Raw genomic sequence first — 24,099 nt, 5'->3', positions numbered from 1 at the left:
CCCCCTCTCCCCGCTTGCGGGGAGAGGGTCGGGGTGGGGACGGCGGCAGTTGGACTCGCGGAGAGTCCCCCCTCACCCGGAATCCGCGCTTTCAGCGCGCATTCCGGCCTCTCCCCGCAGGAGGGGGGAGGCGAGAACCCGACTACCCCTCCATCGCATTCAGCTTCTGCAATCTCTCCTGCATGACCTTTTTCAGATCATAGCCGGGGCGACGGAAGCTCGCATCGCGCGTGGCAAGGAAATCGCGCTGGGACTTGCGCAGGCCATCCGCCGAGCGCTTGCTCGCGGATTTCAGCACCCGCTCGTAGGCCTCGGCGATCTGGCGGTCGAGCACGCCGAGCTGCGGATCGGCGCAGATCACCTTCTCGACCTCGCGCTTGGCGGAGGCGCAGTCGAACGACGGTTCGCTGGGAGCGGCGTTCAGCACACTGCGCGGCTCGCCGCCGAATTTTGCGATCTCGGCGATCATCGCGCGGCGGCCGTTGAGCGCGTTCTCATTGGCGGGATCGAGCCGCAACGCCGCCTCGTAGTCGGCCAGCGCCTTCTTGCGCTCGCCCATCTTCTTGTAGAGCACGGCGCGGTTGTTGTAGGTCTTGGCAAAATTCGGATCGAGTTTCAGCGCGTCGTTGTAGTCCGACAGCGCAGCACCGAGCTCGCCCTTGAACTGGTAGGAGTCACCGCGGTTGGTCAGGAAGTTCACCCGCTGCTCGAGACGGATCGCCTGATCGTAATCGGCGATCGCCTTGTCGTACTCCTTCATCGCGGCATAGGTGAGACCGCGGTTGTCGAAATACTCCGGCACCTTTGGATCGAGCCGGATCGCCTCGCTGTCGTCTGCGATCGCCTTGTCGAGCTCGCCGAGCTTCTTGTAGGCGGCGCCGCGGTTGGTGTAACTGCGCGCCCGGCTCGGATCGAGGCGCAGCGCCTCGCTGAGGTCAGCGACGGCCTTGTCGTAGTCGCCGCGCAGATAGAAGGTCGCGCCGCGGTCGGACCAGGCCTGGGCGAAATCCGTCTTCAGCTTGATGGCCTGATCGTAGTCTGCAATGGCGCGGTCGAGGCGATGCTGGTTGGTGTAGACGACGCCGCGCGACTCGTAAGCCTCCGCATCCTGCGGATCGAGCTCGATCGCCTTGGTGAGATCCGTCCCGGCCCGATTGAGGTCGCCGCCGGCCTCGCGCAAGAGGTTGCCGCGCACGCGCCAGGCCTTTGCGTTCTTGCCGTCGAGCGCGATGGCGCGGTCCAGATCGCGCAGCGCCTGCGACTGGCCTCCGGAGGTTCGCACATTCGCTTCCGCGCGAGCGACGAGCGCCATGGAGCGTTCAGACGCCGGATTTGCGCTCTGGTCGATGATGGCGCCGCACGCGGGGATCAGGTCCGCGGGAATAGCCTTGCTGCCCGGCACGCAATCGATGCCGGCGGCGGCTGGAGCGACGAGGGCTAGGCTCATTGCCGCGCCGAGGAAGGACGCGCGCAGCGAAATTCTGGCAAACGAGGGCGTTTGCGCGGGATAAGGCGTGCCGCACATGGCATAGGGCTCCGTGACGTCGGGTTCTCACCGTTGTCGCGGCTGGCGAGGGATGGGTTCAAGGAGGGCCGTCAGGGGAGCACTGGCGCTTCTCTCCCTCGCCTCGCACGCGGGAGAGGCGAAGGGCTCAATATCCGTCCACCCCGTTCAGCCGCTGCAACCGCTCCTGCATCGCCTTCTTCAGGTCGTACCCAGGCCAGCCGTACCCGGCATTTCGGCGGGCAATGAAGTCGTCCTGCTCGCGCTGGAGCGCCTTGGCCTCGCCTGCATTGCGCGCCTCGCGGATCGCGCGGGCACTTGATGCAAAGATCTCCCGGTCGAGATCGGCGAGCTCGCGATTGCCGCAGATCGCCCTTTCCACGGCACGACGCGCCCGCGCGCAGTTGAAGCTGGGCTTGCCGGCGACCGCCATCTGCGCCCCGATCCGCTCGAGCTCGCGCGCCATCGCCTTGTGATTGGCCTTGGCCTTCTCGTGGTTGGGATCGATTCTGAGCGCCGCGCCGAAATCCTGCACCGCCTTGGGCTTGTCGCCCTTCTTCAGCCAGAGCTCGCCGCGCGCGTTGAAGATGTCCGCGAGGGTGGGATCGAGCAGAAGTGCACGGCTGTCGTCGGCGATCGCGCGGTCGACCTGGTCGTGCCGCGCATAGATCGCGCCGCGCGCGATCAGCGCCTTGATCAGATCTTCCTTCGCGGTCTTCTCATTGTCGATCACGGCCGCGCAGGCCGTGACGGCCTTGTCCATGTCGTCGGCGGCGGTCGCCGCGAGGCATGGCGCGACGTCGATCTGCGGCACCGCGACCGGCTCGCTGCCCGTCGCGGCATGCGCCGCGGCGAGCGAGAGCGCGCAGAGCAGCCCGGCAGCTGACAGTTGAATGAGAAAAGAACGCATGCTCGTTACAGTCGGAAAGTCTTGCTTGTCGTCAGCCTTGTAGTCGGCCTCGCCTTCAATCTTGCCTTGTCGCCCCACTATCCATCATTACGGCCGGATTGGTGCTAGCTTGTGGCGTCGCTCAAATCGGTTTCGGGGATCATCGTGTCGACATTCGAATGGATTATCGTGCTTCTGCTCGGCGCCGTTGGCTTATCGGCGCTGGCGCGGCGGATCAAGGTCCCCTACCCGACCTTCCTCGCCATCGGCGGCGCGCTGATCGCCTTCGTGCCGTCGAGCCCGTCCTGGACGCTGGAGCCGGACCTGGCTTTGGCGCTTTTTGTCGCACCGGTCCTGCTCGATGCCGCGTTCGACACCTCGCTGCGCGATCTGCGCAACAATTGGGTTCCGGTCTCGACCCTGGTCGTCGCCGCGGTCGGCCTCACCACGGTTGGCGTGGCCTATGTCGCGCACCGGCTGATGCCCGACATGCCCTGGGCCGCTGCGGTCGCGCTCGGTGCCATCGTGGCACCGCCGGACGCCGCGGCCGCGGTCGCGATCCTGAGCCAGGTGAAGCTGCCCCACCGCATGGTGAAGGTCCTGGAGGGCGAGAGCCTGCTCAACGACGCGACCGCGCTGCTGATCTATCGCATCGCGGTCGGCGCGATCGCCACCGAGCACCTGACGTGGAGCCAGGTCGCGCCGACCATGGCACTGGCGCTGGTCGGCAGCGTCATTGCCGGCCTGCTCGCAGGACGCATCATTCCGCTGTTCATGGAGCGCGTGACAGAGGCGCCGAGCGCCATCATCGTGCAGTTCGCCACCACCTTCTTGGTGTGGATCGCCGCCGAGCATCTCGGCCTCTCCGGCATCCTTACCATCGTGGTTTACGCCATCACCGTCGCGCGCACGGCGCCGGCGCGCATCCCGGCGCGGCTGCGGGTGCCGTCCTATGCGGTCTGGGAGACGACAGTGTTCGTGCTCAACGTGCTCGCCTTCATGCTGATCGGCATGCAGATGCGGCCGATCTGGACGCGGCTCGATGCCGACGTGCGTTGGGAATATTGCGTCGCCGCCGCCTGGATCCTGCTCACCGTGGTGCTGGTCCGGCTGTGCTGGGTGACGTTCTACCGCACGACGCTGCGCGTGCTGGTCGCCCGCGGCATCTATCATCCGAAGGATCCAAAACAGGTCGCCTCGGCCAAGGGCGGTCTCATCATCTCCTGGTGCGGCATGCGCGGCCTCGTCACGCTCGCCACCGCTTTTGCCCTGCCGGAGAACTTTCCCTATCGCGACTTCATCGTCTTCATCGCTTTTGCAGTGGTGCTGGGTTCGCTGGTGATCCAGGGCTTGACGCTGCGGCCGCTGATCCTCGCCTTCGGCCTCAAGGACGATGATCCGGTCGGCACCGAGGTCGCGCGCGGACGTGCCATCGCCTATCGCGCCGCGCTCGACGCCATCGAGAGCGATCCATCGGAGGAAGCGGAAATCCTCAGGCTCGAATATCGCGCCATCCTGATGCAGGCCGAGACCGATCCGAACGGCGGCATCGCCAATGGCGAATTGCCCGCCGATCCCCTGCGCCGCCGCGCCATCGAGGCCGCGCGCAAATCGATCTTCGATCTGCGCGCCACCGAGGTGATCGGCGACGACGCCTTCCACAAACTCGAGGAAGAGCTCGATCGCGCCGAATTGAGCGCGGGGGGATAGGCCAAATCGGCCGTCGTCCCGGACAAGCGAAGCTCCAGACAACGCGCAGCGTTGACGGGAGCGGAGCGCCGATCCGGGACCCATAACCACAGGATGTGGTTTGACGAAGACTCGGAGTTGCCAGCTCGTGCTGGTAACTCAACCCTGTGGTTATGGGTCCCGGATCTGCGCGCGCTTGAGGGCGCGCTTGTCCGGGACGACAGCGGAGGGTGAACGGCAGGCGTTTGAACCAAACCGCTCCTTCCCAGACTCATTCCAGATGACAACCCTGATCGACGACCGTCGTGTCCGCGCGCGAGATGCGTCGCCTGCACGATATTTTTATCTCCACATGGCGCTGGCTTGCGCCGCCACCGCGTTTCTGGGCTTTGCACCGACCTATTGGGTGCCACTCGCCAACCGGACGTTTTCCGCAAGCCCGGTCATCCATTTTCACGGACTCTTGTTCTTCACCTGGTCGCTCTATTTCGTGCTCCAGACCTGGCTCGCAGCGTCCGGCCGCGTGGTCAATCACCGCTCGCTCGGCATCGCCGGTGTGTCGCTGGCGACCGCGATGACGATCTTCGGCTTCCTCGCCTCCGTGCATGTGATGCAGCATTCCGCGGCGCTCGGGCAGAAGGAGGCCGGCATCGCGTTCTCGATCGTGCCGATGAGCGGGATCGCGTTCTTCGCGGTGGTGTTCGTGCTGGCGATCATGAACACGCGGAGGCCCGAGATTCACAAGCGCCTGATGCTGCTCGCGGCGGTCTCGATTCTGGATGCCGCGATCGCGCGCTGGTTCCTCACCTTCCTTGCCCCTCCCGGTCCGCCGGGCCCGCCGCCGGTGCCCGTCACCATCGCGCCGGCTGTCGTCGCCTCGCTTCTGCTCGTCGTCGCCATGGTGCGCGACTGGCGCACCGAGGGCCGCGCCCACCCGGTCTACATCTACGGCACGCTCGCGCTGCTGGTGGTGAAGGGGCTGAACTGGCCGGTCAGCGAGACGGCGGCCTGGCATGCATTTGCCGGCGGGATATTAGCGCTGGCGCAGTAGACGGCAGCCAAATATTCAGCGTCGTCCCGGCCCCCGTGCGCAATTGCGCACTAGGCCGGGACGACGGCGGAGGTTGAGGCTACGCCCCCGCCTTGCAGGTGATCCCGCCGTCCACCACGAGTTCGATCCCCGTCACGTATTTCGACTCGTCCGACGCCAGGAACAGTGCGGCGTTGGCGACGTCGAAGGCGTCGCCCATGTGGCCCATCGGCACTTGCGCGTCACGCGCGCGCCACATCGCCTCGACGTCACCCTTGGCATAGCTCGCGGCCAGGCCGGCAGAGTGCTCGACCATCGGCGTCTTCATCAGGCCCGGCAGGATCGCATTGACCCGCACATGGTGGCGCGCGAACTCGATCGCAGTGGTGCGCGTCATCTGGTTCATTGCCGCCTTCGAGGTACCGTAGGTGACGTAGGAGATGCCCATGTGGCGGATCGAGGCGATCGAGGAGATGTTGATGATCGAGCCGCCGCCCTGTTTCACCATGACGGGAATGACGTGCTTCATGGCGAAATAGGCGCTCTTGAGGTTGACGCTGAAGACGCGATCCCAGCTCTCCTCGGTCACCTCGACCACGCTGCCCATCTCGGCGATGCCGACATTGTTGTCGAGCACGTCGATGCGGCCATGGGCCTTCAGGCACGCCGCCACCATCGCCTCGATCTCGGCAGACCGCGAGACGTCGGCCGTGAACGCCGTCGCCTTGCCGCCTTCGTCATTGATGATCTTCGCAGTCTCCTCGGCGGCCGCGCCGTTGCGATCGACGCAAAACACCTGCGCGCCCTCGCGCGCAAAGGTCACTGCGGTCGCCTTGCCGTTGCCCCAGCCGGGTCCAATCGAGCCGGCCCCCACCACCATCGCAACCTTGCCCTTGAGCCGATCCATCGTGATCTCCCTTATTTCTCTTGTTGTTTGCAGATGCTCATTTTGGTGACGTTATCACCGATCGGATGCCCCACAATCTCCGACAACGTCCGGCACCGCCCGTCATCGCACAACCGCCACTCCCCCGCCGCGCCGGAATTGCCCAGCACCACCTCCGGCATCGGCGCGCGGTCCGGCCGCCACTGAAACCAGCCGCCAATCAGCCGCGCTTCGGGCGGAGGCTCCATGCCGGGGCCGGTCCCCTTGACGCGGGCCTGCACCAATTCGAGGCCGGCGGGGGTGACGCGCCAATCTTCCTGCCAATCGACCTTCGCGATCGAATGGGTCCACACCAGCGTGAAGGCGGACAGCGCCAGCGCCTTCACACCGCCTGCCGTTGCGAAGCAGAGGCTCACACCGCCTCGACCGTTACAGGCGGACGCTGCCGCCACTGCCACAGCACGAGCGCCGCGGAGAACACGAAGCCGGCAGTATCGCTGAACGGGAAGTCGCCGAGCAGGCAGAACGCGGCACCGAGCGCGACCAGCCGCTCGATCAGCGTCAGCCGCGTGAACAGGAAGCCGATCGCGACCATGCCGAACAGCGCGATCGCCACCAGCGCCTTCAGGCTCGCGAGCGCGACCGCGCCGTAAAAGCCGAGCTTGGCCGCCATGGGATCGCCGGCTTGCAGCATCAGGGCCGGCGAATAGACGAAGATGAAGGGGATGACGTAGCCGGCGAGCGCGATGCGCATCGCCTCCCAGCCGATCTTGTCCGGGTTCTCCTTCGCGATCGGCGCCGCCGCAAGCGCAGCCAGCGCCACCGGTGGTGAGAGGTCGGCCATGATGCCGTAGTAGAACGCGAACATGTGGCTCGCGATCAGAGGCACGCCGAGCTTGGCAAGCGCCGGCGCGGCGAGCGCGGCGGTGATGATGTAGGTCGGGATGGTCGGGATGCCGGTGCCGAGCAGGATCGACAGCAACATGGTCATGATCAGCGCCAAAAACAGGCTCTTTTCACCGAGACCGATCACCCAACCGCCGAAGATGGTGCCGACACCGGTCTGCGACATCATGCCGATGATGACGCCGACGATGGCGCAGGCCATGCCGACGGTGATGGCGGATTTGGCGCTCTCAGCGAGCGCACCGCGGCAGGCGCGCAACGCCGCAAAACCGCCGCGCACGAAGGCGGTGATCACGATCAGCCCGACCACGACACAAGCAACCGGCACGATCTGAAGCCCGTCCCGCGAGAGCGCGGCGACGACGAGCGCGAGGCCGATCCAGAAGATGTAGCGGATGACCGTCGCGGACACGCCAGCCGTGATGCTGGTGCCAAGGATCAGCGCCACCGTCAGCGCAAGGCCCATGCTGCCGGCATAGAGCGGCGTAAAGCCTTCGAACAGCATGTAGACGAGGGCGGCGAGCGGCAGCACGAGGTACCAGCGCGTCACCAGCGCCTTCCAGGCGCTCGGGATCTCGGAGCGCTTCATGCCGACGAGGCCATGCTTGCCGGCTTCGAGGTGCACCATCCAGAAAGCTGATGCGAAATAGAGGATCGCAGGAATCGCCGCAGCCTTGACGATCTCCGAATATTGCACGCCGAGCGTCTCGGCCATGATGAAGGCGACAGCGCCCATCACCGGCGGCATGATCTGTCCACCCATCGAGGCCGTCGCTTCGACGCCGGCGGCGAACGCGCGGCGGTAACCGAACCTGATCATCAAAGGAATGGTGAACTGGCCGACGGTGACGACGTTGGCGACGCCCGAGCCGGAAATCGTGCCCATCATGCCCGAGGCGAACACCGCGACCTTGGCAGGACCGCCACGGGTGCGGCCGAACAGGCCGAGCGAGACGTCGGTGAACAGCTGGATCATGCCGGCGCGCTCCAGGAACGAGCCGAACAGGATGAACAGGAAGATGTACGTCGCCGAGACGTAGATCGGCACGCCGTAGAAGCCCTCGGTGCCGAACGACAGATGCGTGACGATCTGATCGAAATCATAGCCGCGATGGTTGAGCGGCGACGGCAGGTATTGGCCGAAGAACCAGTAGACGAGACACGCACCGCACATCAGCGGCAGTGCCGCGCCCATCAGCCGCCGCGTGCCCTCGAAGATCAGCACCGCGAGCAGCGTGCCGACCACGAGATCAAGTCGCGTCGGATCGCCGTCGCGGGCAATCAGATCGGCATAGAAGATCCACTGATAGAGGCCGCAGAAGAAACCCGCGCCGCCGATCACCCATCCGAGCGCACGGCCGAAATTGCTCTTCGCCGTGAAATTGGCGATCAGGCCGAAGGTGAGCAGAACCAGGAAGCCGACATGGACGCCGCGCACCACCTGGCTCGGCAAATAGTTGAAGGCGGCGACATAGAGCTGGAAGGTCGCAAACGCGATGCCGATCCAGTATGCGAGATGGCCCCACCAGCCCGGACCAAAGCCTTCCGGAAAGCCGTGCTCGAAATTGTCGAACTCGACCTTGATGGGCGCAGCTTCGGTGCCCTCTGCCTTTTCCAGCATCTCATTCGTCCTCAGCCTGTCCATGCCGGATAGCATTGGCACGTGGCTCCAAAAACGTCATGCCCGGGATTGTCCCGCCTGCGGGGCCGAAGCCCCTTCGGCGCGGCGAAGGCCCGGGCATTCGCGATAATCCTCTCCGTCAATGTGACGGGACCGCGTAGCGCGGCCCGAAACATCGAACCCGGAGTGACAACGGAGGGAGGCTACTTGATCAGCCCCTTTTCCTTGTAATAGCGGATCGCGCCGGGGTGCAGCGGAACCGGGCTCCCGGCGGCCGCAGTCTCGAGCTTGATCTCCTTGCCGGCCGCATGCGCGTTGGCGAGCTCGGGGAGCGACTCGTAGACCAGTTTTGTCATCTGATAGGCGAGATCGTCAGATACAGCGGAACTCGTGACGAGATAATTGACCACGGCAGCCGTCGGCACGTCCTTGTCCTGCCCAGTATAGGTGTTGGCTGGAATGATCGCGGAGATGAAGGGCGGGCCGATCTTGTCGACGGTCTCCTTCGGCACCGACACCACCGTGATCGGGCTCGAGGTCGACAGGTCCTTCAGCGAGGCGACGCCGAGGCCCGCCGATTGCAGCGTGGCGGCGAGCTGGCGGTTCTTCATGAGATCGACGGATTCGGCGAAGGGCAGATATTCGACCTTGCCGAGATCCTTGTAGCTCATGCCGGCCGCCGCGAGGATCGCGCGGGAATTCAGCTCGGTGCCCGACTTCGGCGCCCCGACCGACAGGCTCTTGCCCTTGAGGTCGGCGAGCGTCTTGATGCCGGACTCAGTGGTCGCGACGATCTGGATGTAGTTCGGATAGATCGCGCCGATGGTCCTGAGCTTGTCGAGCTTGGTCTTGAAGCCCGCCTCCTCCTCGCCATTCCAGGCCGCTTTCAGCGAGTCACCCAGCGTGAACGCCAGTTCGCCGCGGCCCTGCTGCAGCAGGATGAGATTCTCGACCGACGCCTTGGTGGCCTGCACCTGCGTCTTCACGTTCGGGATCTTGTCGCCGTAGATCTTCCCGATCGCGACCCCGAGCGGATAGTAGACGCCGGAGGTGCCGCCGGTCAGCACGTTGATGAAGGATTGCGCATGTGCGCAAGGCGCCGACGCCGCCAGAGCAAGAGCCGCGGCCACGCCGAAGAACGTCCGTTTCATGGTTGTTGTACTCCCCAAACCGGCGGCGAAATTGGCCGGATGAGGGCAGCGGGTCAACCCATCCAAAAGGCAAAACAGGACTGCGGTAAATGGCCGTTCCGGCTGGATTTTTGGGAACCCGGCGGTGCGGCGAGGTGGCGCAGCGCTCACCTCTCCCGCTTGCGGGAGAGGTCGCGCCGAAGGCGCGGGTGAGAGCTTTCTCCTCTAGGGGATTATCCCGTTGTGGGAACACCCTCTCCCCGACCCTCCCCCGCAAGCGGGGGAGGGAGCGCAGCTTCTACGAGACGACGCCCCCTCACTGGAACGTCATGTCCAGGCATTTGGAGATGTCGGAGCCGAGGCCTGAGGAGATGATGATGCAGCCGCGCACCTTTTGCGCGCTGACGTCGGTGGCCCAGACCGAGTAGCCGCCGGGGCCGAAGAACGAGTTGGTGTTCGGCGGCTCGGTCTCGGTGGCGTCGAAATCGTATTTGCCATCGGTCTCGAAGATGCGCGGCTTCTTGGTGCAGCCGCCGTCGGTCTGCACGTTGATGACTTCCTTGTTGTCGCGGGTCAGCGCCAGCGAGACCTGGCAGCGGAAATATTCCGAGGTCTTGGTGTTGAAGAGATAGGTGTAGGACTTGCAGGTGGCCGTGTTCAGCTTGCCGGGGGCAAGGCCGCGGCTGCACGAAATGCGCTGGTTGTGGCTGAGCTGGTAGTCATCTGCCCGCGCGGCCGGCGCCAGCGCCGTCAACGACAATGCAGCAGCCCAGCAAAGTTTGATCACATGGCGCATCCGAATCATCCCCACCAATAATTTTGTCGAGTTGCGTTCTAGACGGAAAGCGGAACATAGTCGCGAGGGGACGAAGGGAAAATCACAAACTGCTGGGCAGGACGTGATGCGCTGCGGCGCTTTCGCAAATTGACCCGGAAATGCCGTTCGTGATTTGTTCAAGCCGGTACCCCAGCGACGGGGAGGATGGATGATGGCATTTTCAACGAAGACATTTGCACTTGCTTCAGCAGCACTCGTCACGGTGATCGGCGCGTTTGCCGTGCCCGCATTGGCGCAAGTCCCGGCAACGCCGTGGGAGCTCAAGCCCGACATGGGCTACGCCTATGACAGGGACGGCAAGACCTATTCCTACAAGATGGGTACCAGCAATGCCGGCGAGCTGCTCAAGGGCGCCAAGAAAGTGCCGAAGGGCACGCTGTTCTTCATCGGCCACAACGGCCAGCTCTACATGCGCACCGGGCCGTATCTCGAAGGCGACGGCAAGTTCAAGTTCGGGCCGGATCAGTAGGCGCAGAGCCGAGAAACTGTAGGGTGGGCAAAGGCGCGGCAGCGCCGTGCCCACCATCGGTCAGCGCATTCCGATCGAGAATGGTGGGCACGCTTCCGCCTTCGCTCTTCGAGCTACGGCGGACAAGTCGCTTTGCCCACCCTACGGCAGCTTCGCCGGGACGACATCTGATATCCAAAACACCCCTGCCAGCTCCCGCGCGCCGGCTTTGCTGCCGTTCGAATCCATGCGCTCATCCGTCACGGCCAGCAGCTTCGCCACCGTGTTGTGGCGGATGGCTACCGGGTTGCGCTCGTAGCCGCCGCGCTGGAAGAAGTTCGAAGTCGGCACCTGCTCGCGCATCGCCTGCGGCATCGTCACCATGTCGAGGCCGGTGCCGTCGCCGGTGAGGTTCATCATCTCGAGCTCGGCTGCGGTGAGCGGCCGTGTATAGCCCTTGGCGCGCGCGAACAGCACCGAGGTCAGCAGCTTGTGGGTCTGCAGCATCGGGCCGACGTCGACGTCGAGCACCATCGCATGCATGGCCCAGCCCTGCGCGGTGTTGCCGATCTTCTCGTGCTCCGACCAGGTGTCGGGCACCGACTTCGCATGCGCGACCATTTTCTTCAGAACAGCGAGCTTGTGCTCGAGCGACTGGCGCGCCGGCCCTGAGCTGCGCGCCACCTTGTCCGAAAGCGCGCGGACGAATTCATGGCCCTGCTCAGCCAGCAGCTCGACGCTGTTGGTGGTCAAGAGCTGATTGTAGCCCATCGCAGTCGAGATGGCGCGCTTGCCGCCGTGCTCGATGCCCGCCTGCACGTCGTAACTGCCGGTGCCGCCGGTCTCGAACGAATAGACCCGCACCGCTTGCTCGCGCGTCAGCCCCGAGGCGAGCGCGTAGCGCGCATAGGCGCGCTTGAACTCGACCTCACTGGTCGGGCGCTGCGGCGTGAACTGATAGAGCTCCTGCGCCGCGCGCAGGAAATCAGCGACCACCGGGATGGGTTTTCGGGGCGGACGCTCCGGCGCTTCCTCCGGCTCCGGGTTCACCGGCCGCTTCGGACCGGTATAAAGCGGCGGATGCTCCAGCACGTAATCATCGAGGGTCACCTGCTGCCCGCTGCGCCGCTTGGCGTTGCGGGTTTTCCGCTTCTCGGAGATCTGGCTCCAATAGGCGCCCGCCTCGGCGTCGAAGGCGGCGCGCGCCGCCTGGTATTCCGCGAGCTTGCGGCGATATTCGAGCACGGCCGGCGAGGCCCCGCCTTGCGCAAAAAACTGCGACAACAGCTGAGCATTGGCATTGCTGACGGCGGGCGGCAGCGCGTCGGCCTCACCGCCGCGCGCGGCGGGCGCGAGCAGCACGAGCGCGAATGGAACCAGCGTCAGGGCGCGTCGAATCGGTGTGTGATGCATGCTGCCCTCTTAGCAGGCATCCGGTAACCGTCACGTTAACGCGCCGTTTACCATCGTCACTTCCAGGCGAACACCGGCTGTTCCAGCTCGGTCACGCGGGTGTGCCGCCCCGCCAGCACCTCTCGGAACTGGTAGATCAGCGCCGCCGTCGGCGCGTGGATCAGGCTCATCTGATGATGGAAGCGGATCACGCGGCGCGCGCTTTCGGGGATCGCGATGAAATCGAAGGCGTCATCGCGCTCGATCGTGGTGAGCGTTATGCGATGGACGGACGCGACCTCGTCCGGGTTCGGCCTGATCGCGGCGCTCTCGGCGGCCCAGACCACGACCGGCGTGATCAGATAGCCGGAGCGTGTCGGATAGTCGTCGAGCGTGCCGAGCACGTCCGCGCCGGTGAGGCGGAGCCAAGCTCCTCGTCGAGCTCGCGCAGCGCCGCCTCGACCGGCGTCTCGCCGGCGTCGCAGCGTCCGCCCGGCAAGGCCCATTGGCCGCGATGGGCGCGTAAGTGCGATGCGCGCAGCGTGAGCAGCAGCGCAGTCTCGTCGCCCTCGCCTGCTGCGGTCAGCGCAACCGCCACAGCGGCACGCTTCAATGCCGGCTGCGCTTCTTCCTCAGGCAGGCGCGCGAAGGCCGCGCAGGCATCCGCGATATTCCGCCGTGTGGCATCGTCGAACGGTCTCATGATGCTTGACTACACCACGTCCGGCCTCGATGAAATGAGATCGAAGGTCCGCACAGGAATGGACGACGACATGACCAACAAGGCCGCCGCGAGGCTGAAATCAGACGGCTGGACCATCCTCGAGACCACGGGCTTCATGCACCTGATCGGCCCGTTGTGGGAGCGCAAGATCGACGGCCATTACGAGTTCGCCCTCGCGACCGAAGACAAGCACCACAACCGCCGCGGCATGATCCAGGGCGGCGTGATGATGACCTTCGCCGACCGCACCTGCGGCATGACCGCCCGCTACCTCTCCGGCAAGGAGTTCATGGCGACGGTGCAGCTCGACACCCATTTCGTCGAGGCCGGCCAGATCGGCGACATCCTGATCTCCCGCCCGCGCGTGGTGCGTTCGACCCGCAGCCTCATCTTCATGAGCACCGAGGTCACGGTAGACGATCGCTGCATCGTGATGGCCAATGGCGTGTTCAAGATTTTGAAGGGGCCGGGGTAGGGCGCGTCTCGTCGGACCGCCGCTGCGCACCACACCCGCCGCTGTCATTCCCCGCGAAAGCGGGGAATCCAGTACGCCGCGGCGTCTCGATCAATTGCAGGCGCCTCGGCGTACCGGATCGCCCGATCAAGTCGGGCGATGACAGCTGAGGTGTAGGGGGCAGTTTCCTCGTCATTGCGAGCGCAGCGAAGCAATCCAGCATGTTTCCGCGGACGCAGTTCTGGATTGCTTCGCTGCGCTCGCAATGACTGACGTAGCTGGCTATGCTGGCACCAACGCAAGCGTTGAGGAAGCAGCCCATGCAATACCGCCAGCTCGGCCGCAGCGGCCTGAAAGTGTCGCCGATTTGTCTCGGCACCATGATGTTCGGCGGGCCGACGGATGAAGCCGCATCCAAACGGATCATCGCGAAAGCGTTCGATGCCGGGATCAACTTCATCGACACGGCGGATGCCTATTCGAAGGGCGCGTCTGAAGAGGTCGTGGGCCGCGCCATTACCGGCAATCGTCACGCCTGGGTGCTCGCCACAAAGCTCGCTAACCCCATGAACAACGAAATGAGCGACGATCCCAATCGCGGCGGCCTGTCGCGGCGCTGGGTGCTGCAGGCCGCCGACGAAAGCTTGACGCGGCTCGGCACCGACCACATCGACATCTACTACCTGCACAAGGAAGATCATGCGACGCCGCTGGAGGAGACGGTACGCGCGATGGGCGACCTGATCCGCGCGGGCAAGGTGCGCTATTTCGGCGTCTCGAACTACCGCGCCTGGCGCGTCGCCGAGATCTGCAACATCTGCGACCGGCTTGGCATCGACCGGCCCGCGGTGAGCCAGCCCTATTACAACGCCATGAACCGCATGCCGGAGGTCGAGCATTTTCCGGCCTGCGCCTATTACGGCCTCGGCATCGTGCCCTACAGCCCGCTCGCGCGCGGCGTCCTCACCGGCAAGTACAAGCCCGATGCTGCGCCGGACAAGGAGACGCGCGCGGGCCGCAACGACACCCGCATGATGCAGACCGAATGGCGGCCGGAATCACTCCAGCTCGCGCAGGAGATCAAAGCCCATGCCGAGAAGAAAGGCATCACCGCCGGCCAGTTCGCGGTCGCCTGGGTGCTGAACTCCGCTTTCGTGACCTCCATCATCGCCGGCCCCCGCACCGAGCAGCAATGGGACGACTACATCCGCGCGCTCGACTATCGCTTCACCACGGAGGACGAGGCGCTGATCGACCGGCTGGTCGTGCCGGGCCATCCCTCGACGCCCGGATACAACGATCCGGCCTATCCGATCGAAGGACGCCGCGCGCGGACGGCTTGAACTCCGGAGACGACCATGGCGCTTGAAGACCGCTACGGCCTGCCGCTCTCCACCACATCCGATGCGGCAGCATCCGCTTATCGCGAGGGCGTCGACCTCATGCTCGCGGGGTGGACCGGCACGGCGGAGGCGCTGGAGCGCGCGATTGCGGCCGATCCGGATTTTGCGTTGGCCCATATCGCCCGCGCCCGCGTGCATGCCTTCTATCAGCAGGGCGATCTCGCGCGCAGCAAGGCGGCGGCCGCGCGCGAACGCGTTGCGAAACGCGGCACGGAGCGCGAGCGCTCCCATGTCGAGACGCTGGCGCTGGCGATCGAGGGCCGGCTGCCCGAGGCGATCGCAGCGATGCGCAAGCACATCGAGACATGGCCGCGCGATGCATTGGTGCTGTCGCTGCCGCTCGGCGCGTTCGGTCTGTTCGCATTCTCCGGCATGGCCGATCACGATCGCGCCCGGCATGAGCTCTGCGAGCGCGTCGCGCAGCACTATGGCGAGGATTGGTGGTTCCTCACCATGTATGGCTGGGCGATGACGGAGAACGGCGATGTCGCCCACGGCCGCGGCGTCACCGAGCGCGGATTCAATCTGCGCCGCGCCAACGCCCATGCCGCGCACGCCGTGCTGCATGCGATGTTCGAGGACGGCTCGATCGACGACGCCGATCGCCTCGTCGACGACTGGATCCCCGCTTACGACCGCGCCGGAATTCTGCACGGCCACATCCGCTGGCACCAGGCCCCCGGCGCGCTCGAGCACGGCGATGCAGCGCGGGCGCTGTCGATCTATGCCGACGTGCTTCAGCCGTCAGTCGCGCAGGCGCCTCCGCTCAACGCCGTCACCGACGGCGCCTCGCTGCTGTGGCGCCTGTCGGCCTACGGCCATGCCGTGCCCGAGGCGCTCTGGCGCGATGCCGACGCGGCCGCGCAAAAACTATTCCCGAAATCCGGCCTGCCGTTCGCCGACGTCCACATGGCGCTGTTCGCCGCCGCAACGCAGAACCGCGAGGCGCTTGCCGCGCGCCTTGCGGTGATCGAGCAGCGGCTCGCGGACGGCAAGCTGCCGGCCGGCCCGGTGGTGCCCGCGATCTGCCGCGCGCTTCTGGCCTTTGCGGATGAGAATTACAGGGCCTGCGTGCAAACGCTCGCGCCGGTTCTCGCCGACGTCGTGCGCATCGGCGGCAGTCACGCCCAGCGCGAATTGATCGAGGACACCTATATTGTCGCGCTCATGCGCAGCGGAGAGCTGCCGCGTGCCCGCGCCCTGCTCGAGGCTCGCCTGCACCGCCGCCCGTCCCTGCGCGACAGGGCCTGCCAGGCGGCGATGGGCTAGCGCTGCCACGAAAAAAACACCGGCCTGACGGCAAGTGCCACAGGATGGATTTGGGGCGATCTCGCGAATCGCCGTTGGGGTGGCGCGGTGGTATTCCGGTCGGGTTCGGCAAGACAAACGGGATCGCAACCAATTTGTGGTTCGATGGTTATCGGACGGAACTTCTCCGTGGTTCCCTGGCATGTGAGCCTTCCGATGCGCCTCCGCCGACCTGCCCTCGGTGCCGCTCTCATTGCCCTGGCAAGCCCTTGTTTTGCTGAGACTTCCGCCCCCGTCCCGGTCAACAATCCGCTGGTGCAGCAGAATTCCTTTATCGACCTGCTGGCGCTGATGTCGGGCAAGTGCAAGACGCTCAAGGTCGCCGGGCGCACCTATGCCTGCAAGACGGTGGCCTACGCCCATGGCGACAAGGGCCGGGTCAATTTCGCGGTCGCGGTCGACGATCCCGCCGACGCAAATCACGTGGTGTCGTTCTCTGGCGAGAACGGCAAGCGCGCCGACGACAATTCCTACGAATTGCCGATCGATCGCATGCTGCTCAACTCCAAGGACCGTCCGAAGGTCGATGGCCTGCCGGTGCCGGCCGAGCAGACCTCCACCGGGGTCTGCCGCCAGACCGGCAATTTCGCCGCCAGGAAGGTGAACGACGTCACCTGCTCCGCCACCGACAGCGAAGGCCGCAAATACGAGCTCCTGTTCGTCTCCGACGGCACGCCGGTCAGCGTGCGCCGCATCCGGCAGTCAGCGCCGTCGATCCAGGATCCGTTCAAGTAGCGGCAGCCTTGCCGCCCGCGCATCGTCATCAAAGATGTCGCCAATGCGTCAATCGAGGCGAGGTGATGGCAGCATCGCGATCGACGTCGGTGCTGCGGCGATAAATCTCACAACATGCGATCATTCGCGCGAACCGGACGTCGCATGCTGCGTCGTTTCGACGCCTGCGCTGGCCGGAACGCGCCGGATGCTCATCTGTTGTCACACGACGTTCAACTGGAGTGATGACATGAAGTATCTCATTGTCGCGATGGCCGTTAGTGCTGCGGCACTTGCCGGCGGATCGGCGGCGAACGCGGCCGGTGGTTCAAGCGCGGGGCAGACCGCGCACGAAAGCCAGTCCACCGACATTAGCGCGCACCGCAGGTACCACCGCTGGCATGGTCACCATCATTGGCGGCATCACGGCTACTATCGGCCCTACTATAGAAGCTACGGCTATTACCCCCGGCACAGCTATTATGGTGGTAGCCCCTACGGATATTACGGCGGCGGTCCCGGCGTGACATTCAGCTTCGGCGGCGGACGCTGGTGAGACAAAAGGCCCGCAGAGATGCGGGCCTTCTTCTTAGCTCCGCAAGATCGTCCTCGCCGTCTCCAGGCCGCTAGCCAGTGCCGCCTCGACCGTGCCCATGTCGCGGCCGCGATAGAGCGCTTCGCCGGACAACAGCACCAAGCCGTCGGCGCGGGCGAGAATCGCTTGCGCCTCGCGCGTCCGCGGCGTCGCCCAGGAATAGGCGCCGCGGGCGAAGGGGTCGTGCGCCCAATTGGTTGCAGCCGCCGCCACGAGATCGCGCGCGATATCATCGCGCGACCGCTTGAAGATGGCGGCGAGCGAATCGAGCCCGGCCTCGATCAGTCCTTGCGGCTCGAGATGCGACAGCTCCGCTGTCCGCGGGCCGCCGAACCAGCCGGTGAGCAGCGGATGCTGGTCCGGATATCGCGTCCACCACACCGGAATCACTTCGTTCGACAGCAGGAAGATCATGTCGGCGAGGTCGTCCTGTCGGTCGCGCCACCAGGTCCGCGCGAAGCGGAGCAGGATCTTGATGACGTTGCCGAAGCCGATGTCGTCGGCGGCAGCAAGCCTCGCGCCGACGTGTGCTGGCAGCGCGATCTTGCGCAGCAGCGGCAGCGGTACGGTGAGGATCGCCCGGTCGCAGGCAAGTCCATCGCCGCTGGCGCAGCGAACCACCACGGCGCCGCCCTCCTCCTCGATCGCCGATACGGCGCAACCGAGCCGGATCGCAACGCCGCGGGCGCGGCACTCGGCCGCTAGACAATCGATCAGCGCGCCATAGCCACCATTGATGCGCGCCTGCGGAGAGTGGCCGCCATCCATCCACTCCTCACGCAGCGCCAGCGTCGAGGCGCGCGCGGGGTCCGCCGCATCATAGCCCTCGACCATTCGCTCGATGGAATGGCGCAGCCGCGCATAGTCCGCTCCGGCAAAATGACGGCGCAGGAAGTCGGCGACAGCGAGATCGTCCTTCAAGTCCCGCAGCGCAGCTTGCAGCTTCGCCTCGTGCGGATCGTGGCGGTCCTCACGCGAGAGGCTTGCACCGTCAAAGCTCCATTGCGTGCCTCCGATCGCCTGAAGCGACAGCCCGGCCTCGCGCAGCAAAGCCCGCGTGACCGGCGCCTCACCATGGACGAACTCGGCGCCGCCATCGGCGGGGTAGCCGAACTGCGCCGCCGGCAGCGGATGGATGCGCCCGCCGCAGCGCTCGCGCGCCTCCAGGATGGTCACGCGTCTACCCGCACGCGCCAGCTCCCGCGCCGCCATCAGGCCGGCGGCGCCGGCACCGACGATGACGATGTGCTCCGATGGTCCCGACATGCCGGCGCGCTACTTTACCGCGGCCTGCGGATCGTTCTTGATCAGATAGCGCAGCAGCAGGACGCCGCCGCCGAGTTCCCGCGTGCTCTCCAGCGTCATCGCCGTGATCGGCGCGCGCTTGTCGCTGTCCGCTGCCGTCGAATCGAATACGAACGGTGCGCCGCTCGCGCCATCCACCGCGGGGCTAAGGATCAGGTTGAATTCGTCGATGAGGCCGGCGCGCAGGAACGCGCCATTGGCAACGCCGCCGCCCTCAACCAGCAGACGCTTCACGCCGAGCTCACGGCTGAGAATGTCCAGCGTCAGCGCCAGATCGATCTCGGACTTGCCGGCGAAGATGTAGGACACGCCTTCGCCGCGCAGCCCTGCGAGATGCGAATCCGGCACGCTCTCGGTCAGCACGACGACAATTGGATCGCCGCCGATATCGGAGCGGCCCCAGCCGATCTTGCCCTGCGCGTCGAGCACGACACCGTAGGTTTTTGCATCGCGTCGTGCGAACCAGTTCTCGCGCGGCAATTTCTCGCTCGTCCCGGTCGGGTACGACTTGCCCTTGGCGAATTCCGAGCCGGTGACGCGGCCGATCACCCAGGCATCGCCGCCGAGTTCGTCATGGATTTTCTCGAACCAGTCCGTGCCCGCGCCCTTCGGGCGCCAGCGGCTGGGATGCGTGCGGCCATCCAGGCTGGCGTGCATCAGGCAGATGACATAAGGCTTCATGTGATTCTCCGGTCTCAGGCCGCCGATCCGCCGCCCTTGGCGCGATCGTTCACGATCACCGCAAGCGGATTGAGCTTTGGCGGCGCGACGAGCTTGAGCGTGTTGGTGTCGTGGTGATTGAACGGCGCGCCGCGCACGAACAACTCGGTCTGGATCAGATAGGTCCAGCTGCCGTCGTCGTTGAAGCTGATGTCGCAGCGATAGGAATCGGTGCGGAAGGCCTGCTCCAGGAAGTCGGTCGAGCAGATCCCGTAAGCGGTATCGCCGCGCTTTGCCGTGACGGAGATCTTGCTGTCGTCCGGCCCGGCCTTGCCTGAGGCGAGCAGCACCTGCCCGCGCGGGATCGCCAGCGTCTGCATGATCAACCCGGTCGCGGGCTCCCACAGCCAGTAGCCGACCTGGTCGTGGAAGGTGATGTCCTCCTCGGGCGTGTTGATGTGGATGTGATAGCGCAGCCCGTAGAACAGCTGCGGCCCGTTGGCCTGCGGATCGATGGGATCCATGCGGATGCGCTCGATGAAGGTGCGCCGCTCCGGCCCCTCCGCCTTCGGATTGACGTCGATGCCCTTGTCCGCCTGCCAGCTGCCGGCGAGACGGCGGAGCGGACCGAGATTGGCAAGACCGTCGGGCGAGACGTCCTCGGGCTCGGTGAAGATGTCGGCAGGAAGGGGAAGCATGGGTGTCCTCGCGCAGATTGCGAGGGCAGCAATAGCACGGAGGCGGGAACGCGGCTCGTGCTCAAGTCTCACAATTGCGAATGGACATAGGCGCCACGCGCAGACGGTTGTGGGAAGGAGCTTGCCAAGTGAGCGAAGCCGGGAGGGTCAATTCCATCCCCGACGGGGAGGATAGCACGCGCGAATTTAAGATCCGCGCCCTGCCCTTCTCCTCACGCCGCCGCTCGCCGCCTCCGCCGCGTGGCGGGAGCTTGCCACGACAAGCCGGCGAGCGGCACGGGCTTGCTGAAGTAGTAGCCCTGGCCGAGCGGAATTCCGAGCGAATGGAGCTGTCTGACCTGTTCGGAGGTCTCGACACCCTCGGCGACGATCGAGAGCTTCAGGGTCTCGGCAAGCTGCACGATGGATTTCAGCACGGCGACGGTCTCGCGGCGGTCAATCCTGTCGATGAAGGATTTGTCGATCTTGACCTTGTCGAACGGAAAAGCCGTCAGATAGGACAATGACGAGTAACCGACACCGAAGTCGTCAAGCGCAATGGAGACGCCGAGCGCCTTGAGGCGCTGGAGCGTCTTGAGATTTTCCTGGGTATCGGCGAGGAAAACGCTCTCGGTGATCTCGAGCTCGAGCCGGGTTTGCGGAAGTCCACTCTGCGCCAGTGCGAACGTCACGGTGTCGACGAGGTTGGTGCTGGCGAACTGCAGGGCGGACAGGTTGATCGCGACCTTGACGTCGTCCGGCATGGTCATCGCATCCCGGCACGCCTTGGTCAGCACCTGATTGCCGAGTTCAACGATCAATCCACCCGCCTCTGCAACCGCAATGAACTCGGCGGGGGAAATGAAGCCCCTGGTGCCGTGATGCCAACGCGCGAGAGCCTCGACCGATTTCACACGGCCGGTGCCGAGCTCGGTCACAGGCTGATAGAACACTTCGATTTCCTCGCGCCAGATCGCCTCACGAAGCTCGATCTCGAGCACGTTGCGCTGATCCGCTTCGGCCTTGAGCTCCACCGAGTAGGTATGGAAGCAGTTCCGGCCGGCGTTCTTCGACTTGTAGAGTGCAAGGTCGGCGTTACGAAGAATCTCATCGACGCGGCTGCCATGCTCGGGAGCCACGGCGATGCCGATGCTGCAGCCGATCACGATGGGATGATCGTCGATCTGATAGGGCTCGGCAATGGCCTGAACCAGCCGCGCGGCGAGGCTGGCGGCGCCGTCGTGCATCGCGCCCCGGCCCGGCGCAACGATCACGGCAAACTCGTCGCCGCCGATCCGCGCCGCCGTGTCGGCGTCACGGATCTGCGCCTTGATCCGGCCCGCGACCTGCTTCAGCAAGGCATCGCCACATTGGTGACCAAGCACGTCGTTGACGGACTTGAACTTGTCGAGATCCAGCAGGAGTACGGCGAAGGGAGCTCCCGAGGCACCGGACGTCGCGAGTGCCTCGTCGATGCGCTCCTTGAACAGATTGCGATTGGCCAATCCGGTCAGACTGTCGTAATGCGCGAGTCTTTCGATCCGGTCCTCGGATGCCTTGCGTTCGGTGATGTCCTCATGGGTGGCGACCCAGCCACCGCCCTCGCGCCGTCCGTAGGAGACATAGACAACCCGCCCATCCGGAAACTGCACGGTGTTCGAGGTGTGCTCCGACTTGGCGAGCCGATTCTTCAGATCGACCAGGTAAGCCTCGACGTCGAGAACGGCGGTCTGTTTTGCAAACACCTCGCGGAAGTCCATGCCGATCCGAATCTCCTCCGGCACGAGACCATAGAGTTCGAGCCATTGTTGATTGAATGCGATCAGGCGGTCGCTGCCGTCGAACATGCTCAAGCCCTGGGGAAGGTTTCTGAGCGCGTCTTCGAACTTGCTGGCGAATTCGCGCAGCTCGCGCTGGGCGCGATCCAGCGCCTGTCGGCGCCGCCAGTGGAACATCGTCGCAGTCAGGATGATGAACGTGAGCAGCAGTGCGCCACCGAGATAGACCTTCTGCCTGGTATCCGCGCGCGAATAGATCTCGCGCTCCGAGATTCCTACGGTGAAGATGAGTGGAAACAGCCGCGATCTGCGCGCGGTCACCAGCCGGTCATCGCGGTTGGGATGGTTCTCGTTCCAATATTGGGCGTAGAAGCCGTCCCGAAGCTCGCCTTCGACGCGATTCGGCGCACGCTGCCCCAACACCGCGTCCTGGTTTATGCCCCGCGCGGCGAGCACGACCTGGTTTGCATTTCTGAGGACCAGCGTTCCTCCTGCGCCGAGCTTTGCGGTGTCGTAGAATCGACCGACGACATCGACGCTGATCGAGCCGACGACCACGCCCACGGGATTCCTGGCAAGATCGAAGAGCTTTCTTGCGAGCTGTATGGTCCATTTGTTGGACGCGCGGCCCAGAACCGGTTTCGCCACGTAGAGGCGATCGTCGGCCTGCGACATGGTTTGAATGAAGTGCTCGCGATCGCCGAGATAGAGCGGCGGACCGGAATAGCCCGTCGTCGTATCCGTCATGTAGCCATCCGCCCCGATCAGGGCGAACTGGACCACGTCGCCGGTGGCGATGCGAGCCTTCTCGGACCAGAACTTCAGGCTGAAGGTCAACGGATCCTGGGCGTAGAGCGCTCGCACCACCAGCAGCGACTGATCCACGCGCTCGAAGATGCGCTCGGTGTTCTCCTCGAACAATTCGGCGACGCTGTTGCCGTGCGACCGCGCCTGCTCGACCGCATCGGTCCGTTCCGATGACGTGATCGCGAAATAGCCGATCCAGACCAGGGGCAGGAAGAACAATGCGATCTGCAGCGGAGCATTCCGCAGGATCGTTCTTCCGGCTTTGCGGACGGAACTTGCGGGAATCACGACACGCGCCCTCGCCTCAGCCGCCAGGGCAGAACTGCGCTCGCCGCCAGTGATGGCATCGCCTGTCTCCGCCTCGATTGAGACCACCGCGGCCGAAAGTGGCGCGGGTGCTGTTCATAGCCCGAAGCTAGGCGGGACAGCCTTAAGTTTCTGTTTGGATAATGCTCAATTCTTTAGCTTACAACATCCGTATGACCACGGATGTCGGCTGTTTTTGAGCAACCACGCGGTATTGGCAGGGCGATACCTTTGGTCGTCTGTACCGGCCGCTCAGATCGCGCGCGCAAGAACGATCGTGCCGGACAGGATGAGGACCGCGCCTGCCGCATGACTCAATCGTTGGCCGAACGGCAGCAGCTTCTCAGCGGCGACATAGAGCGCGATGCCGATGATCCAGGCCAGATTCATCACGCCGCCGACGAACAGCAATACCATCAGAAACCAGCAGCAGCCGACGCAGTAGCTGCCATGGCGAAGTCCCATCCGGAATGCTCCGCGCGTGCCGGGCCGCCAATGCTGGCTGAGAAACAGCAGCGGGCTCTCGCAGTAGCGCAAGCAGGCATGTTTGAGCGGCGTGAACTGATAGAGGCCGGCGGCAAGCAGGATGATGCCGCCCAAAACCGCGCTGGTGCTGGCCATTGCCATCGACAACAACCCGAAATATTCGAGCGCCCATTGCGCCAGGACCGCAACGACACTGAACCCCGCCCATGTCATGAGATAGCCGGCGAGAAAGATCCAGGCATCGATTGCCGCCCGGGACGCAGTCTCCTGCTTGCGCTTGACGGTCGCATACAAAAGAACGGTCGGCGCCGCGCTCGGCGCCATCATCGCGATCATCATCACCCACCACATCACGAACAGCAGCGCGGCATAGAGCGGCGTCCACGGCATCGGCGCCATGTCCGGCATGTCGGCCATCATCTCGGTGTCCATGCCGGCGCCGCTGGCGAGATAGGCCCAGGCGAGTGCTACCACTGCGGCGGTCCCGATCGCGACGATCAGCCGGTCGCGATGGAGCAGGTGTTCCAGCATCAAGCGCCCCTGCATGGA

General features: G+C 64.9%; 21 protein-coding genes and 1 pseudogene. 8 read left to right on the top strand and 14 right to left on the bottom strand.

Annotation, left to right across the window (positions count from 1 at the left end; translation table 11 throughout):
* Window positions 1-142: 142 nt before the first annotated feature.
* Complete coding sequence (locus tag ACNJX8_RS03955) at window positions 143-1,525, bottom strand: tetratricopeptide repeat protein (protein ID WP_439359689.1); 1,383 nt, start codon at window positions 1,523-1,525, stop codon at window positions 143-145.
* A 127-nt stretch (window positions 1,526-1,652) separates the two neighbouring features.
* The gene (locus tag ACNJX8_RS03950; RefSeq protein WP_439359688.1) at window positions 1,653-2,414 is read right to left on the bottom strand and encodes a tetratricopeptide repeat protein; all 762 of its coding nucleotides are present in this window, start codon (window positions 2,412-2,414) and stop codon (window positions 1,653-1,655) included.
* Window positions 2,415-2,525: 111 nt separating this feature from the next.
* On the opposite strand from ACNJX8_RS03950, the gene ACNJX8_RS03945 reads away from it, so the two are divergent.
* Both ACNJX8_RS03945 and ACNJX8_RS03940 read left to right on the top strand, forming a co-directional pair.
* Window positions 2,526-4,103, top strand: a complete 1,578-nt coding sequence (locus tag ACNJX8_RS03945) for a cation:proton antiporter (RefSeq protein WP_439359687.1) — start codon at window positions 2,526-2,528, stop codon at window positions 4,101-4,103.
* 259 nt (window positions 4,104-4,362) lie between these two features.
* Entirely contained in the window at window positions 4,363-5,133 is a 771-nt protein-coding gene (locus tag ACNJX8_RS03940; protein ID WP_439359686.1) for a hypothetical protein, read from the top strand.
* A gap of 79 nt (window positions 5,134-5,212) precedes the next feature.
* Here ACNJX8_RS03940 and ACNJX8_RS03935 read toward each other — a convergent pair whose 3' ends face one another.
* From ACNJX8_RS03935 to ACNJX8_RS03915, 5 genes are all read right to left on the bottom strand, one after another.
* A complete protein-coding gene (locus ACNJX8_RS03935; protein WP_128931145.1) occupies window positions 5,213-6,019 on the bottom strand; it encodes an SDR family NAD(P)-dependent oxidoreductase in 807 nt (268 codons plus the stop codon).
* 11 nt (window positions 6,020-6,030) lie between these two features.
* A complete protein-coding gene (locus ACNJX8_RS03930; RefSeq protein WP_439359685.1) occupies window positions 6,031-6,414 on the bottom strand; it encodes a DUF1850 domain-containing protein in 384 nt (127 codons plus the stop codon).
* Window positions 6,411-8,525 carry a TRAP transporter permease gene (locus ACNJX8_RS03925; protein WP_439359684.1) on the bottom strand — a complete coding sequence of 705 codons (2,115 nt, stop codon included), beginning with the start codon at window positions 8,523-8,525 and terminating at the stop codon, window positions 6,411-6,413. The genes ACNJX8_RS03930 and ACNJX8_RS03925 overlap by 4 nt, the downstream gene beginning before the upstream one ends.
* A 203-nt stretch (window positions 8,526-8,728) precedes the next feature.
* Window positions 8,729-9,676 carry a TAXI family TRAP transporter solute-binding subunit gene (locus tag ACNJX8_RS03920; RefSeq protein WP_091895128.1) on the bottom strand — a complete coding sequence of 316 codons (948 nt, stop codon included), beginning with the start codon at window positions 9,674-9,676 and terminating at the stop codon, window positions 8,729-8,731.
* A 295-nt stretch (window positions 9,677-9,971) separates the two neighbouring features.
* Window positions 9,972-10,451 carry a hypothetical protein gene (locus tag ACNJX8_RS03915; RefSeq protein WP_091895130.1) on the bottom strand — a complete coding sequence of 160 codons (480 nt, stop codon included), beginning with the start codon at window positions 10,449-10,451 and terminating at the stop codon, window positions 9,972-9,974.
* A gap of 193 nt (window positions 10,452-10,644) precedes the next feature.
* Between ACNJX8_RS03915 and ACNJX8_RS03910 the strand changes: the two genes are divergently transcribed.
* Complete coding sequence (locus tag ACNJX8_RS03910; protein WP_439361805.1) at window positions 10,645-10,962, top strand: hypothetical protein; 318 nt, start codon at window positions 10,645-10,647, stop codon at window positions 10,960-10,962.
* A 141-nt stretch (window positions 10,963-11,103) separates the two neighbouring features.
* Here ACNJX8_RS03910 and ACNJX8_RS03905 read toward each other — a convergent pair whose 3' ends face one another.
* Both ACNJX8_RS03905 and ACNJX8_RS03900 read right to left on the bottom strand, forming a co-directional pair.
* Entirely contained in the window at window positions 11,104-12,354 is a 1,251-nt protein-coding gene (locus ACNJX8_RS03905; RefSeq protein ID WP_439359683.1) for a hypothetical protein, read from the bottom strand.
* A 56-nt stretch (window positions 12,355-12,410) separates the two neighbouring features.
* A pseudogene (locus ACNJX8_RS03900) lies at window positions 12,411-13,039 on the bottom strand (NUDIX hydrolase).
* A gap of 67 nt (window positions 13,040-13,106) precedes the next feature.
* On the opposite strand from ACNJX8_RS03900, the gene ACNJX8_RS03895 reads away from it, so the two are divergent.
* The 5 genes from ACNJX8_RS03895 to ACNJX8_RS03875 all read left to right on the top strand — a co-directional run bounded on the left by ACNJX8_RS03895 (window position 13,107) and on the right by ACNJX8_RS03875 (window position 17,492).
* Window positions 13,107-13,532: a PaaI family thioesterase gene (locus ACNJX8_RS03895; RefSeq protein ID WP_439361804.1), complete on the top strand. Its 426-nt coding sequence runs from the start codon at window positions 13,107-13,109 to the stop codon at window positions 13,530-13,532.
* Window positions 13,533-13,831: 299 nt separating this feature from the next.
* A complete protein-coding gene (locus ACNJX8_RS03890; RefSeq protein WP_439359682.1) occupies window positions 13,832-14,854 on the top strand; it encodes an aldo/keto reductase in 1,023 nt (340 codons plus the stop codon).
* Window positions 14,855-14,869: 15 nt separating this feature from the next.
* Window positions 14,870-16,183, top strand: coding sequence for a tetratricopeptide repeat protein (locus tag ACNJX8_RS03885; protein WP_439359681.1), 1,314 nt, complete (start codon window positions 14,870-14,872; stop codon window positions 16,181-16,183).
* Window positions 16,184-16,378: 195 nt separating this feature from the next.
* Complete coding sequence (locus ACNJX8_RS03880) at window positions 16,379-16,957, top strand: hypothetical protein (RefSeq protein WP_249759374.1); 579 nt, start codon at window positions 16,379-16,381, stop codon at window positions 16,955-16,957.
* A gap of 229 nt (window positions 16,958-17,186) precedes the next feature.
* Window positions 17,187-17,492 (top strand): hypothetical protein, encoded by a 306-nt coding sequence (locus tag ACNJX8_RS03875; RefSeq protein WP_164935144.1) that lies wholly within the window; start codon window positions 17,187-17,189, stop codon window positions 17,490-17,492.
* A 33-nt stretch (window positions 17,493-17,525) separates the two neighbouring features.
* On the opposite strand, the gene ACNJX8_RS03870 is transcribed toward ACNJX8_RS03875, so the two are convergent.
* The 5 genes from ACNJX8_RS03870 to ACNJX8_RS03850 form a co-directional block, all read right to left on the bottom strand.
* On the bottom strand, window positions 17,526-18,797 hold the full coding sequence (locus ACNJX8_RS03870; protein ID WP_439359680.1) for a flavin monoamine oxidase family protein: 1,272 nt from the start codon (window positions 18,795-18,797) through the stop codon (window positions 17,526-17,528).
* Window positions 18,798-18,806: 9 nt separating this feature from the next.
* The gene (locus tag ACNJX8_RS03865; protein ID WP_439359679.1) at window positions 18,807-19,517 is read right to left on the bottom strand and encodes a RibD family protein; all 711 of its coding nucleotides are present in this window, start codon (window positions 19,515-19,517) and stop codon (window positions 18,807-18,809) included.
* Window positions 19,518-19,531: 14 nt separating this feature from the next.
* Complete coding sequence (locus tag ACNJX8_RS03860; RefSeq protein ID WP_128931135.1) at window positions 19,532-20,194, bottom strand: FABP family protein; 663 nt, start codon at window positions 20,192-20,194, stop codon at window positions 19,532-19,534.
* Window positions 20,195-20,406: 212 nt separating this feature from the next.
* Complete coding sequence (locus tag ACNJX8_RS03855) at window positions 20,407-22,977, bottom strand: bifunctional diguanylate cyclase/phosphodiesterase (RefSeq protein WP_439359678.1); 2,571 nt, start codon at window positions 22,975-22,977, stop codon at window positions 20,407-20,409.
* A 339-nt stretch (window positions 22,978-23,316) separates the two neighbouring features.
* Window positions 23,317-24,081 (bottom strand): DUF2182 domain-containing protein, encoded by a 765-nt coding sequence (locus ACNJX8_RS03850; RefSeq protein ID WP_439359676.1) that lies wholly within the window; start codon window positions 24,079-24,081, stop codon window positions 23,317-23,319.
* Between the last annotated feature and the right edge of the window lie 18 nt (window positions 24,082-24,099).

The organism is Bradyrhizobium sp. SPXBL-04, assembly GCF_051853035.1.
GTDB classification, from domain to species: Bacteria; Pseudomonadota; Alphaproteobacteria; order Rhizobiales; family Xanthobacteraceae; genus Bradyrhizobium; species Bradyrhizobium zhanjiangense.
This window is presented reverse-complemented; position numbering and strand designations above follow the sequence as displayed.